We start from the raw sequence: 14,199 nt of genomic DNA on the forward strand, positions 1-14,199 counted from the left end.
GGCCGCGTCACGGAAACCTTTGACGTCCGGCAGCGTTGCGGGCCAATCTCCTGCCGCCATGTGGACCGTCAAATGTCTTTTGGCCGTTGCCATCCTGGTGGCCCTCGCGGCTTGCGTGACGCCGCATCTGCCCTATCCCGTCACCCGCAAGGAACCGGTGGTGGACTTCTATCATGGTGTGCCTGTGGAAGACCCGTACCGCTGGCTCGAGGACGACCATGCCCCGGAGACCAAAGCCTGGGTGGAAGCCCAAAACCGGGTCACGTTCGATTACCTGGCCCGCCTGCCCGAGCGTGAACCCCTCCGGGCTCGCCTGACCGAGCTGTGGAACTACGAGCGCTACAGCCCGCCCGTGCGCCGGGGCAACCTCTACTTCTTCAGCAAGAATGACGGGCTGCAGAACCAGTCCGTCCTGTACGTGACCGACAGCCTCGACGGGCCCGCCCGGGCCCTGCTCGATCCCAACCAGTGGTCCCCGGATGGCACGGTGGCACTGACCGGAGCCACCGCGACCGAGGACGGGCGTCTGCTGGCCTACGGTCAGTCCGTGGCCGGCAGCGACTGGCAGGAATGGCGCGTGCGCGACGTGCAGACCGGCCGCGATCTGCCCGACCATGTCCGCTGGGTCAAGTTCAGCGGCGCTTCCTGGCGCAAGGACGGCAGCGGCTTCTTCTACAGCCGGTTCGACGAGCCCGACGAGAAAACACGGCTCACCGGGGTCAATTATTTTCAAAAACTCTACTTTCACCGCCTCGGCACCCCGCAAAGCGAGGACCGGCTGGTCTATCACCGGCCCGATCAAAAGGAATGGGGCTTTTACGGCCAGGTCACCGAGGACGACCGCTATCTCATCATCACCGTCACCCGCGGCACCGACCCGAAGAACTGTGTGTTTTACCTGGACCTTCAGGATCCCGCGGCGCGCGTGGTGGAGCTGCTTCCGCAGTTCGAAGCCGACTTCACCTTCATCGACAACGACGGCCCCATTTTCTGGTTCCGCACCGACCTGGAGGCCCCGCGCGGTCGCGTGATCGCCATTGACATTCGCCAGCCCGACCGTCGGCACTGGCGGGAAATCATTCCCCAGTCCGACGACACCTTGCGCAACGTGCAGGTCATCGGCGAGCGCTTCGTGGCCGAGTATCTGCATCACGCCTCCAGCCGGATCCGGCTCTTCCACCTAGACGGCCGACCGGACCGCGAGCTCTCGCTGCCGGGGCTCGGCACCGTCAGCGCTCTGAACGGCCGGCGCTCAGACACCGAGTTTTTCTTTCACTTCACCAGCTTCACCGTGCCCGGCCGGGTGTACCGCTACGATCTCCCCTCCGGGGAGCTTTCCGTCTGGCGTCAACCCCGGCTCGCCTTCAATCCGGACGACTACGAAACGCACCAGGTCTTTTACACGAGTCGCGACGGCACGCGCGTGCCGATGTTCATCACACACCGCAGGGGGCTGGTGCGCAACGGGCGCAACCCCACCCTGCTGTACGGCTACGGGGGGTTCAACATCAGCCTCACCCCCGGTTTCAGCGTGGCCAATCTGGTCTGGATGGAACAGGGCGGCGTGTATGCCGTGCCCAACCTGCGCGGCGGCGGCGAATACGGTGAGGCCTGGCACCAGGCGGGCATGAAACAGAACAAGCAAAATGTCTTTGACGATTTCCTGGCTGCCGCCGAGTGGCTCATCGCTCAGCGCTACACCTCCCCGCGGCATTTGGCCATCGCCGGCGGCAGCAACGGCGGTCTGTTGGTGGGCGCCTGCATGACGCAGCGGCCGGACCGGTTCGCGGTGGCCCTGCCCGCCGTCGGCGTCATGGACATGCTCCGGTTCCACAAGTTCACCATCGGCTGGGCCTGGACCTCGGAATACGGGTGCGCCGACAATCCCGAGGCGTTCCGGTACCTTTACGCCTACTCGCCCCTGCACAACCTGCGGCCCGGCACCCGGTATCCCGCCACCCTGATCACCACGGCGGATCACGACGATCGCGTGGTTCCCGCTCACAGCTTCAAGTTCGCGGCACGCCTCCAGGAATGCCAGGTCCGCGGTGGCCCGCCGGTTCTGATCCGGATCGAAACCCGCGCCGGTCACGGCGCCGGCAAACCCACCGCCAAGCAAATCGAAGAAGCCGCTGATCGCCTGGCCTTCGCCCTCCACCACACCCGGTGAGCCCGACCGCCCCGTGGCCGCGCGAAAACCTTTGCTCCGCGCCATCACGTTCGACGCCGGCGGCACCTGGCTGCACCCCTGGCCATCCGTCGGCGCCATTTACGCCGAAGTCGCCACCGCGTGGACCGGCCGGCACTTTTCGGCCCGCGATCTGACGCGCCGCTTTCAGGAAGCCTGGCGGGCCCGACCGGACTTCGATCATTCCCGCGCCCGGTGGATGGAAGTGGTGGATGCCGTTTTCGCCGGGCTGCTCCCGGTTCCGCCCAGCCGAACTTTTTTTGGTGAACTGTATGAACGTTTTCGGCACCCCGACGTATGGCGGGTCGATCCGGCCTTCCCCCGGTTGCTGATGCGCCTCCGCCGCCGGGGCGTCAAACTCGGCCTGATCTCCAACTGGGATTTGCGTCTGCGTCCCCTGCTGCGGGCCCTGCGGCTGGAATCGGGGTTCGATGTGATCGTCGTTTCCGCGGAAATTGGTTTCGCCAAACCCTCCCCCTCGATCTTCCTGCATGCCGCGGATGCGCTGGGACTGCCGCCCGATCAAATCCTGCACGTCGGTGACGAGCCGGTGGCGGACGTGGAGGCTGCCCGGCGGGCCGGATTTCAGGCGGTCCTGCTGGGGCGCCGTCCGCAGTCCTCCGCGCCGCATGCCATCCGCTCGCTCCGCCAGCTGGAGCCCTGGCTTCGCCGGGCCGGATTCCAATGGCCCGCCTCGCGCTCCGGCCCGTAAGCCTTTACCACAACAACGCCACTGCACCGGTCCCTGCTGCGGCTGCCCACAACACCAGCACGGCACGCGTCGGACTCAGGCCGGCCCGCACGAGCAGATGCGAGAAGTGATGCGTGTCTCCGACGTAAAAAGGCTGGCCCCTCCGCCACCGGCTGATCACCACCTGCACCAGATCCGACAGCGGCACCGCCAACACCCAGAGCGGGGACAACACTGCGTGCCAGCGGGGATGCAGTTCACTGTAAAAGTGCGGCAGGATCGCCAGCACGGCCACCCAGTAACCCACGAGGTGACTGCCCGAGTCCCCCAGAAAAGCGCGAGCCCGCGGGAAATTCCACGGCAAGAAACCGGCCAGCGCTCCGCACACGGCAAATGCGCAGCACGCGACCAGATACTGTCCCTGCCGCGCCGCCAAGACAGCGAAGTACCACGAGGCTATCAACCCCAGCCCGGCACAAAGCCCGTTCATGTTGTCTGTGAAATTGAAGGCGTTGACCAGGGTGAGGATCCACAGCACGGTGACCAGGTAGCTGAACCACGGGCTGGGCACAAACAGCGTGATGCGGATCCCGGCCAGGGCCACGGCGCTGGCGACCAGCCATTGCCCCAAAAACTTTACGCCCGGCCGCAATTCATGGCGGTCATCCAATGCCCCCAGCAGGGTCATGGCCAGGGCCCCGCCGACCAGCACCGCCAGTTGCCCGGCGCGACGGCTGACCCCGTGCCACAGAGCCGCCCAGGTGGTGGGATCGGACCAGACCGTGAACAGGGCGGCCGCCCCTGCACCGAGGGCCAACAACCAACCCGTCAACACGGCCAGCCCGCCGGCCAGGGGCATCGGCTCGGCATGGATCTTTCGTTGTCCGGGATCGTCCACCATGCCCAGCCGGCGCACCGCGCGCCGCCACAAGGGCAGGCTGAGGGCGCTGCCCGCACAGGCGATCAGGGCCGCGGGCACGAACAAATTCCACGGCGTCTCCATGGTCAATCCTTTTGCGGTGCCCGACCCAACAACCGCACGTACAACGCATGCAACGCGTCCACCATGGTTTGCACGTCAAAATGCTGTCGCACCCATGCGCGGCCCTGCTGTCCCAACCGCTGCCGCAACCCTGCGTCCTGAAGCAGCCGCAGGATTGCCTGCTCCAAACCGGCCCGATCTCCCGGGGTCACCAGAAAACCGGTTTCCCCGGGCCGACACACCTCCGGCGCCCCGTCACAGGCGTAGGCCACGACCGGTTTGCCGGCCGCCAGCGCCTGGGGCAGTGCGCGCGGCAACCCTTCGCGTCGCGACAAGTGCACGACCACGTCCAGGATCCCCATCCAGGCAGGAATCTCGGCAGGCGGCACCAACCCGACGAAACGTACGTGCTCCGCCAGGCCCAGCGCACGGACGCGCGCCTCCAGACGTCCCCGCCAGGCCCCGTCACCCAGGAATACGAACTTCAGCTGCGGCACTTTTCGCACCAGCGCGGGCGCCACGTCCAACAGGTCGTCATGTCCCTTGAGCTTGAACAGCCGCGCCACCTTGCCCACCAACAGATCCTGCGGGCCCGCGCCCAGCCGCGCCCGGCGCTCCGGATCGTTCCTTGCCTGCAGAAACGGCTCGAGATCGAAGCCGCTGTAAATCCGGGTGTACTGGTCGGGTCGGCCGATGCCAGCGGCCAGATACTGCCGGGCCATGGCCTCGGCCACGACGACGAAGTGGGTGGTGACCCGGCCGGCCCACTGTTCTGCGGTGCGAAAGATCCAGTTCGCCAGTGGGCCCTGAAAGGTCCCGAAGGAGGGTCCGTGGATGGTGTGCACGATCACCGGCACGCCGGCGCGCCGGGCCGCCAGGCGCCCCACGAAACCGGCCTTGCCACTGTGCGTGTGCACCAGGTCGGGTCGCCAGTGCCGAAAGCGTTGCGTCAGCCGCAGCCACGCCCGCGTGTCTTGCCAGGGATGCAGGGGACGGATCAATGAGGGTTCGATCTCCAGAAGTCCGGGTACCGCCGCGGCCACCGGTTCCAGGGAACCCTCCGGTCCGCGGGTGGGGCCGGAGATCAGTTTGACCTCCCAGCCGTGTCGCTGGCGCAAGCCCAGCACGCTGGCCAGGGTGTTTTCCTGGGCCCCGCCCACGATCAGGCGGGTGATCACGTGCACCACGCGCATGGGGGCGGTCAGGGCGATCCCGGTTTCAAGAGCCGCAGCCGCGCCACCACATTGGAAGCCTCGGCGGTTTGTTGCGGGGCCGAGGCCAGGTAGGCTTCGTAGTGTTGGATGGCCGCATTGGTGTCGCGGCGCTGCCAGGCGATCTCGCCCAGGCCGTATTGCACCTGATACGCCTGCGGGTAGAGGCCCGCCAGGTACTGGTAATCCCGCCAGGCCTCGTCGAGTGCGCCGCGTCGCAGGTGGGCGATGGCGCGGTTCAGCATTGCGGGGTGGTTGTTGGTCTGCACGCGCAGCAGTTGATCGAGCACTGCGACCGCTTCGTCGTACCGGCCGGCCTGCAGGCAGGCATAGCCCTTGTTCATCATGGCATCCGTGTCGCCGGGCAGCACCTGCAGTTGTCGGTCGAACAACTCGATCGCCCGCGCCCATTCCCCGGCCCGGAGATAGACCTGCGCACAGACCGCCAGCAAATAGTGATTGGTCGGGCCGGTGCCGACGGCGCGGGCCAGGAGTTCGTGGGCCTGTTCCCGCTGGCCCGAGGCAAAGCGCGCAGTGGCTTCCAGCCCCAGCAGCTCGATCTGGTTCGTGAGGGTCAGACCAAAACGGGCCGGTTGACTCGTCACTTCGCGCACCACTTCCAGCGCCCGCGTTGGTTGCCGCACGGTCAAATACAAATGCGCCAACCACAACCGCGAGGGCAGGTCGTCCGGCACCAGTTGCCGCACCCGCTCGAACTCCACCAGGGCCTGGCGGAGCAGGCCCCCCTGCGCGAAAACCCGTCCCTGCTCGTAGCAGAAGGTCGGTTCATCGAAGGGACCATTTTCGCCGATGACCTGGTCCCAGTTTCGATACATCCGAAACTGGTCCTCCACCGGCCCGGTCAACGTGACTCGCGTCGGCCTGCCCGCCAGCAGGCTGCGGTTGTATTCCGCGTTGACCTGCGCCACGAGGTTCTGCGGATTCAACTCGAGCGCGCGCGCGAAGCAGTCCCCGGCCTCCTTCCAGCGGCCCAGCCGTTGCAATTGCACCCCCCACCAATTCAACGAGCGCGAGTAGAACACCGCCAGCAGCCGCACGTCCGGCAACACGGGTCGGCCCACTCGCAACCGCAACAGAACCCGGTCCAACAGGTTCGTGGGGCCGGTCCGACCCAGGCCGCGCCGCAACTGCGCCAGCGCACCTTCGGCCGCCTGCGCCCAAAAACGCTGGTTTTCTTCGACGAGCGCTGTCTCCCACGGCTCCGGCAGGATTTCTTCCGGCGAGTATCGGCGCAGTTCCCAGACCAAACCGTGCGGCCGGGGGGCAAAATACTCGAAGTAGTACCCGAAACTCGGATGCAGATAATAAACCGGACGCGCCTCGGACACGCGCAACAGCCGGTCGATCAACCAGAGCGGATCCAGCGGACCCGGGGGCGCGTTGGTGGGAGGCGCAGGCCAAAGACCGTCCGTCCGGCGCCGCAACGCCTCGTGATAGTCCGGGAACGTCAACAGCCGGGTGTCCACCGCCACGTGGGCCGCGCCCGGCGAACGCTGTTGCAGAAGGGCCTGGACCGGCCACAACCGCCGCGGGTCATCGCTCAACAACACGGCGGGTTGTTCGGGCAGGCTCGAGCGCGCCAACAGCGCAAACTCCCGCAACCATCGCCCGTCCGCTGTGCGAATGGCCGGATAGCTCCGGTAAAACAGCAGACCTGCCGCCACCCAACCCAACCCGCAGACGGCCAGCACCACGGCACGGTTCCGTCGCACCTGCGCCGGTGTCCACCGGAACGAACGCCGGCGTTCTCCAAACACCAGCAGGAAATACCCTGTCGCGTAACCCACGACCAATGCCGTCAACCAGTGCAGCGGCAGGAATTGGGGGCCCAGGCCGACCTGGGACGCACTGACGGGCGGATCCAGCGCCACCCACACCCCTCCCACCAGGAACATCCCCCGCAACACATGGAAACTGAACGTCGTCAAGCCCGAGCCCACCCGGCTGATGTCTCCGCTCAACGGCCGGAACCGCAGCGCCAGAATCACCAGCGGCACCAGGGAAAACAGGGCCACCAGTCCCAGCGCCTCCCGCGCATAGAGGAGATGCCCCACCAACTGGTTCTTCTGTTCCACCAGCAGCATGCGCAACGCCGGCCAAAACGGCACGGTCATCTCCGGATGCAGTTTGGCCAGCGCCGGGGTTGTCAGGTAGAAGGAACACCCTGCCAGTCCCAGCAGCCAGGCCCGCACCAGGAAGCGTAATCGGAAGAAGGACCAGCCCATGACCCACGCCAGGGCCACCAGAAAGCCGGGCAGCAACAGGATCAGCACCCAATTCTCCACCATCCCCAGCCCGTACACGAACACCGCCTGGTCCAGCCATCGCTCCCGCGCATCCAGCCGATACTCCAGCAGACATCGCACGACCCAGGCAAAGAGCAGCAAATCGAACATTTCCGGACCGCCGTCACGCGCACGATCCCAAAAGGTGAACTGCAAGCCCGCCACGGCACACGCCACCACGGGCGGGATCCATGCGCGGCGCCCCGTGAGCAATCCCCACTCGTTGCGCACGGCGAATTGCTCCAGCGGCGTCCGGTCATGGGGCAGAAGCGCCACGCAACGAGCCAGGAGCGCCAGCGTTCCCGCGGCACAAAGGGCGGAAAAGAGACTCAACAGAATCGGCACCCAACCCGGCGGCAACCATCGCAATGGGTATGTCAACAGGGTGTACACGGGAGAGGCCAGGCCCGGTTGCCATTGGAGCCCGGTGAGCCCTGCCACGGACAGGAGGTTGCCGAGCGTGAGACCCCGGTTGAGGGTGAAGAGGTAGAGGACCAACGCCACACCTGCCACGGCCCAGGGCAGGGTCACGGATACAAAGCGCCGTTCCTGCTGCATACTTGCCGGTTGGGTCGCCATGCGCCGCGCCCAAGGTGGCCCACCGGCCAGCCGGTTGGCAAGAGCCGCGTGTTCAATCCATGCCTCCGTAACCCAATCATCACAATCGCGAATGCCGCCGCGTCATTTGGCGGTGCTGCTCCGTTGGAGCCTTGTTGATCAAGCTTCGGGCGATCCGGGTTGTGTCCTGCCCTGGCACGCTCGCCCCTGGCCTCCCCTTCCGCTGCACGCAAGCGGAGACGAGCGGGTGGGGAGTTTCTGTGCGCCGAGAAAGCCCCGCACGACTCACCCGGCTCCGACGCCTCCGCCGCAGCGCGCAACCGTTTCCCAGGCATCGAAGAAGCCGGAGATGCCCCCGCACCCCTGCGTCGGGCCAGGGGATTGAATCGAAAGCGCCGCCGCATGGAAGGAGCTGAGCGTCTCGAGTCCAGAGGATGGGTCGTTTCGCCGCAGGCTCGTTCGGCTGGCGGGCCGACCCGCCAACGCGCGGGGAAGGGCCCGGCTCCCAGCTGCACCCGACATGGCATGGAGCTCTGGGTCGGCACGGATCCGGTGATTTTGGGGCGGGCGGTTGATCACTTCTTGCCTCGGTGCCACGCGGATCGTGCCCCGTACCCACCCAATGGCTCCTTGCCGCCAGGCAGTCGGGCCCGCAGAATCGCGGGGTGTTCCGGACGCGTCAGACGGATCTGGCCTGGACCGCTGGATTCCGGGGAGCCTGCGCCCGGCGACGGGCGTGGTGGACCGTCCTCGTGTGGTTGCTGGGGATCCGACTCGGAGCGGTGGAGGAGGCGGCACCCGCGTATTTCTTTCAGGTCTGGGGGACCGACGAGGGCTTGCCGCAGAGTTCCGTGGCGGCGTTGGCGCAAACGCGCGAGGGGTACTTGTGGTTGGGCACCTACGCGGGCCTGGTGCGTTTTGACGGCGTGCGCTTCGTGGTGTTCGACGCGGGAAACACGCCGGGTCTGTCGAGCAGCCGGGTGACGGCGCTGTACGAGGACGCCGAGGGACGTCTGTGGGTTGGACACGAAAACGGTTCGGTTTCCATCCGTGAATCGGGGCGGTTTCGCCCGGTGCCGGTGCCCCCGGGTTGGGGCACGGGCAAGGTGTTGGCCATCGTGGCCGACGAGCAGGAGCAAATCTGGCTCGTGGACGAGGAAGGACTCCTGGTTCGGGTGTCCGATGGTCGGCGGCTGCTCCCCGAAACGGGCGGAGGTCGGGGGCTGGTTTCCGTGGCCAGAGGCGCGAACAAGGAGGTCTGGATCGCCCGAAACGGCCGGGTCTCCCGCCTCTGGCGGGGAGAAGTTGCGCCAGTGGCCTTCGAAAAAGAGGGCGAACCCGGATTCGTGCAAGGGATCTGTGCGAGCCGGCGCGGAGGATTCTGGGTTTCGTACAGCGGTGAGCTGGCACGTTGGGCCGAGGGCCGGTGGCAGGAAACCCGGAACCGGGCTCCGTGGTACTCCACGGGAGTTCCGGTGATGCTGGAGCTTTCCGACGGCACCGTGGCGGCGGCCACGACCGAAGCGGGACTGTTCCTGGTGCCGCCTCGGGGACAAGCGCTGCACTTTACCCGAACGAACGGCCTGCCGCAGGACTGGGTGCGGTCCCTGTGTGAAGACCACGAGGGGAACTTGTGGGCCGGAGTGGGAAGCGCAGGCCTGGTGGCCGTCCGACCGAGCAAGGTGTGGACCCCGGCCCCCCCGGATCGTTGGCAGGGCCGGGCCGTGTTGTGCGTCATGGCTGACCGCAGGGGCGCGCTTTGGATCGGGACGGAGGGCGCGGGTTTGTACCGCTGGCACGAAGGTCGGTGGGAACGATTCGCCGTCGAATCCGGGCTTTCAAATCTGTTTGTGTGGTCCGTGGCAGAGGATGCCTCGGGCCAATTGTGGGTGGGCACCTGGGGCGGAGGCGTGTTCGTGCAACAGGCCGACGGCCGCTTCGCTCCCCCGGCCGGACTGGAAGTCTTGACGCCGCCGGTGTTGGCCATCCTGCCGGACCCGGACGGGACGGTTTGGCTGGGGACGGGCGAGGGGTTGATCGAGTATCGGGCGGGCCAAACACGCCGTTACGGGCGAGCGGAAGGTTTGGAAGCCCCGGATGTCCGCACGCTCTTGCGCACCCCGGACGGCGCCGTGTGGTTCGGCATGTCGGGGGGAGGTTTGGGGCGCCTCCACCAGGGGCAGCTGCGCCAGTGGCGTCGAAGCGACGGCCTGCCCAGCGATTACGTGCAGGCCCTGTGGCGGGACGAGCAGGGGGCGCTTTGGCTGGGCACGGCCGGCGACGGACTGGTCCGGTTCTTTCAAGAAGCCTTTGCCGCAGTGGGACCAAGCCAGGGACTGCCCAGCGGCGTGATTTGTCACATTGCCCCCGATGACTCCGGATCCATCTGGTTGGCCAGTTACAACGGCCTGATCCGGGTCGCCAAAGCCGAACTCGACCGGGTGGCCAGCGGCAGCACAGAACCGCTCCGGAGCCTGGTGTATGGACGAGGCGAGGGAATGCCGACCCTGGAATGCTCGGGAGGTCTGCAACCGGCCGGCTGCCGCACCGCGGACGGCCGACTGTGGTTTGCCACCCAAAAAGGGTTGGTGGGCGTGGACCCGCACGTGGTCAAAATCAACCGACAACCCCCGCCGGTTGTCATCGAAGAAGTCCGCGTGAACGGACGCCTGACCGCCGAGCCGGCAGCAGGGGCCCACGCCGTGCGAATCCCGCCGGGCCGACATCGGTTGGAATTCCGCTACACCGGCCTGAGCTTCACGGCCCCGGAGAAAGTCCGCTTCCGCTTCCGGCTGGCGGGCGTGGACCGGGACTGGACCGAGGCGGGCACCGAGCGCACCGCCGTCTATCAATATTTGCCCCCCGGCGACTACGTGTTCCATGTCATTGCCTGTAACAACGACGGCATCTGGAACTCCACCGGCGCCCGCGTGGCCTTTGTGGTGGAGCCGTTTGTCTGGCAAACGTGGTGGTTCCGCCTGGGCGCGGCCCTGGCCGGCGCGGGAGCCGTGGCGATCGGCGTGGCCCGCATTGCCCGGGCCCGCCTGCGTCGCAAGCTCGAACGTCTCGAACGTCAACAGGCCCTGGAACGGGAACGGGCCCGGATCGCCAAAGACATGCATGACGAGTTGGGCGCCAGCCTCACGCGCATTACCCTGCTCAGCCAAACCGCACGCGCCGAACTTCATGACCCCCAAACCGTCGCGGAAGGACTGGACCGGATCTATACCACCGCCCGCGAGCTCACGCGGGCCCTGGACGAAATCGTCTGGGCGGTCAACCCCCAGCACGACACGCTCGACAGCCTGGCCACCTACCTGGGGCGCTTCGCTCAGGAATTCCTGGCCGCCGCCCGGGTCCGATGCCGGCTCGACGTGCCCGTGCACCTGCCCGCCTGGCCCCTGACCGCCGAAGTGCGGCACAACCTCTTTCTGGCCTTCAAAGAAGCCCTCCACAACGCCGTCAAACACTCGGGCGCGGCGGAAGTCCGCATCGCCCTGGAAACCGAAGCCCACGGGTTTGTGCTCCAGGTCGAAGACAACGGGCGGGGCTTCCACCTGCCCCCGCCCGGCCCGACCGGGCCCGACTCCTCCTCTCCGCGGGGCAACGGCTTGCACAACATGCGACAACGACTGGCCGACATCGGTGGGAGCTGCCATATCGAATCCACCCCGGGAAGAGGGACTCGGATCCTCTTCCGCGTGCCCGTCCGCGGCCATTGAACCAGCATGACGCCCAACCCCCTCGTTCCCCCCGGTACTCCGAAGCGCGCCGCATCGCCCTGTCATGCGAATTGACGACAGGGACGCGCCCCCGACGTGGCTTAGGCTCCTGACAACCGTGAGCATCGCAGTGGCCATCATCGAAGACGACGCGCCGGCCAGGGAGATCCTGGCCCAGTGGATCCGGCGCGCCGACGGCTTCCGGTGCGTGGGCGAACACGACACCGCAGAAAGCGCGCTGCGCACCCTGGCCCAGGAAAAGCCGGACGTCGTGCTGGTCGACATCAACCTGCCCGGCATCAACGGCATCGAATGCGTGCGCCGACTCAAGCCGCTAATGCCCCACACCCAATTCGTCATGCTCACCGTGTACGAGGACGCCGACCACATTTTCGACGCCCTCAAAGCGGGCGCCACCGGCTACCTCCTGAAGCAGACACCCCGCCAGGAATTGTTGGCTGCGATCCGACAAGTGCATGCCGGGGGATCCCCCATGACCAGCAACATCGCGCGCAAGGTCGTCCAGTCCTTCCAACAACAGCCCCCCGCCCGTGCCGCCGAGGGGCCGACCTGGAATGAAACCGCCGAGCTGTCGCCCCGCGAACGCGAAGTGCTGGACCTGTTGGCCAGGGGCTATCTTTACAAGGAAATCGCCGACACCCTCGGCATCAGCCTGCCCACGGTCAACACTTACATCCGCCGCATCTACGAGAAACTGCACGTCCGGTCCCGCTGGCAGGCCGTGGCACGGTACGCCCATTGGCCCGCCACACCCGATCGGCCCGACCCGGGCCGACCCGGCAACGAACCCGGCAGGAAAGGATGATCCGAGTCAGCGGGACCGGCCGACGATCCACCGGCCGGGACGTCGGGGCCGGGGGTCTGCATTCCAGGTCCGCCGCCTTGCGGCGGCTACCTCCAATTCGTAGCCGCCGGAGGAAGCCGGCGGATCGACGGATGATCTACCGCATCAACACACTGGCCACCCAGCTGTTGGACAGCGCCCCGTTCCCGTCTGCGCCCGCGCAATTGGCCAGTTTGCCAGGGCAGTTTTTGAAACGTGTCCTTCAGCACCCCGACACTCCGAAGCGTGAGTTTGCCTCTGGATCCCGGAGGTCCGCCGCCTTGCGGCGGCGGCTACCCCCAAGTTCGTAGCCGCCGACGACAGTCGGCGGACACGCCACCCGCCAACCTCTCGTCTTTCTCCCTCGATGGCTTACAGAACGACGGCTGGGGATCGGCAGCCGCCGAGGACGCAATAATCCCAGAGGCATGTCAGAGAGCACGCGGAGTCCCACGCCACGCCGCAGAGCACGCAACAGAACGGGCGGGCATCCCGAAGCCCCGGAGCTTCCGAGAGCCATGGTCGGCTTCCATGCGCCTGCCGCTCCGCTTGTAACTGTCGCGAGAACGGACGTCCAAGAACCCGATCTCCGCGGCCTGTTGCTCCCCTGGTGGCTCCTCGGATGACCAGAATTGGCCATTCCCAACATTCGACGTTCTTGTTAGAGATCGGCGCATCAGCACTGGAACGCAAGTACGGCACGACTTATGAAAAACCCGACACTCAGCAACTCCCTGCGGCTCTGGAGCAGCGCGGTCCTGTGCCTGAGCCTGGTTTCCTCGGAGGCCGCGACCGCCTATGTCACCCGATCCGGCAGCACCTGGACCGGACGCGTCGACGGGCGAACGGTTTACACCGGCACCAGTTACAACGCGGCCATTCAGGCCTGCAGTGACAACATGACCTCCGGCACCATCTACATCCGCAACAGCGGCACGTGCGACGCCACATACGGCGTTTCGCCCCGCGACGGCCTGACGCTCGATTACGGAGGCACGCAATCCCAGGGCCAAAGCGGCACCATTTCGGTCATTCAGCTCGACCGCAAAAACAACATCACCATCCGCAACCAGCGCATCACGGGCTCTCCCCGCTACGGCATCTGGTCCCGCAGCAGCAACAACCTCACCCTCAGCGGATGCAGTTGCGACGTCTCGGGCGGGCTGATTTACCGGTTCGACGACAGCAAGGGCGGCGGCTCCCGCAACATCAACATCAACAGCCTCACGGCCAACGGCCCCACCGCGCACGGGTGCGAAACCTACACCGTGGACGGGTTTTACTGGAGCACGGTTACGGCCAACAACTCGGCCGGTTGCGGCCTGCTGCTGAACAACACGGTGAACTGGTCGGGCAGCTCGGTCTATGCCTACAACTGCAACTATGGCGGAGGCTATGCCGGTTTCCGGGTTGCCAACTCCAATCAGCGCGGGACGGTCAACTATGTGGACGCGAATCGTTGTGGCCGGGGCATTTTCAGCCTGACCCAGAGCCGGGATGCCACGGTGAACAACTGTTACATCCGCAATTGCAGCGGCATCGGCATCTGGCTCCAGGACTCCTACAACACCCATGTTCGCGCGGGCACCGTTCAGGGCAACGCCGGCGGCTGCTACAGCATCACCGGTGGGTCCGGGAATTCCGTCACTGTGAGCTGCCAGTAGGGCAGTTCGGAAACAGGAGGGATCGGGATCGTC

General features: G+C 66.3%; 8 protein-coding genes. 5 read left to right on the forward strand and 3 right to left on the reverse strand.

Annotated features, from left to right (window positions below; genetic code table 11):
- Window positions 1-58 precede the first annotated feature (58 nt).
- Both ACPDIT_RS04540 and ACPDIT_RS04545 read left to right on the forward strand, forming a co-directional pair.
- Window positions 59-2,170 (forward strand): prolyl oligopeptidase family serine peptidase, encoded by a 2,112-nt coding sequence (locus ACPDIT_RS04540; protein WP_423441962.1) that lies wholly within the window; start codon window positions 59-61, stop codon window positions 2,168-2,170.
- Between the two features lie 13 nt (window positions 2,171-2,183).
- Window positions 2,184-2,900, forward strand: coding sequence for an HAD-IA family hydrolase (locus ACPDIT_RS04545; protein WP_423441964.1), 717 nt, complete (start codon window positions 2,184-2,186; stop codon window positions 2,898-2,900).
- Window positions 2,901-2,904: 4 nt separating this feature from the next.
- On the opposite strand, the gene ACPDIT_RS04550 is transcribed toward ACPDIT_RS04545, so the two are convergent.
- Genes ACPDIT_RS04550 through ACPDIT_RS04560 form a run of 3 tightly spaced genes read right to left on the reverse strand, consistent with a single transcriptional unit; the run spans window position 2,905 to window position 7,957 of the window.
- Window positions 2,905-3,882 (reverse strand): MraY family glycosyltransferase, encoded by a 978-nt coding sequence (locus tag ACPDIT_RS04550; RefSeq protein ID WP_423441965.1) that lies wholly within the window; start codon window positions 3,880-3,882, stop codon window positions 2,905-2,907.
- A gap of 2 nt (window positions 3,883-3,884) precedes the next feature.
- Window positions 3,885-5,054, reverse strand: a complete 1,170-nt coding sequence (locus tag ACPDIT_RS04555) for a glycosyltransferase family 4 protein (RefSeq protein WP_423441967.1) — start codon at window positions 5,052-5,054, stop codon at window positions 3,885-3,887.
- An 8-nt stretch (window positions 5,055-5,062) separates the two neighbouring features.
- On the reverse strand, window positions 5,063-7,957 hold the full coding sequence (locus ACPDIT_RS04560; RefSeq protein WP_423441969.1) for a tetratricopeptide repeat protein: 2,895 nt from the start codon (window positions 7,955-7,957) through the stop codon (window positions 5,063-5,065).
- Between the two features lie 644 nt (window positions 7,958-8,601).
- On the opposite strand from ACPDIT_RS04560, the gene ACPDIT_RS04565 reads away from it, so the two are divergent.
- The 3 genes from ACPDIT_RS04565 to ACPDIT_RS04575 all read left to right on the forward strand — a co-directional run bounded on the left by ACPDIT_RS04565 (window position 8,602) and on the right by ACPDIT_RS04575 (window position 14,166).
- Window positions 8,602-11,658, forward strand: a complete 3,057-nt coding sequence (locus tag ACPDIT_RS04565; RefSeq protein WP_423441971.1) for a two-component regulator propeller domain-containing protein — start codon at window positions 8,602-8,604, stop codon at window positions 11,656-11,658.
- 118 nt (window positions 11,659-11,776) lie between these two features.
- Window positions 11,777-12,484: a response regulator transcription factor gene (locus tag ACPDIT_RS04570; protein WP_423441973.1), complete on the forward strand. Its 708-nt coding sequence runs from the start codon at window positions 11,777-11,779 to the stop codon at window positions 12,482-12,484.
- Window positions 12,485-13,209: 725 nt separating this feature from the next.
- On the forward strand, window positions 13,210-14,166 hold the full coding sequence (locus ACPDIT_RS04575) for a right-handed parallel beta-helix repeat-containing protein (RefSeq protein WP_423441975.1): 957 nt from the start codon (window positions 13,210-13,212) through the stop codon (window positions 14,164-14,166).
- The last annotated feature ends 33 nt before the right edge of the window (window positions 14,167-14,199 follow it).

Source organism: Limisphaera sp. VF-2, assembly GCF_049537125.1.
Lineage (GTDB): Bacteria > Verrucomicrobiota > Verrucomicrobiia > Limisphaerales > Limisphaeraceae > Limisphaera.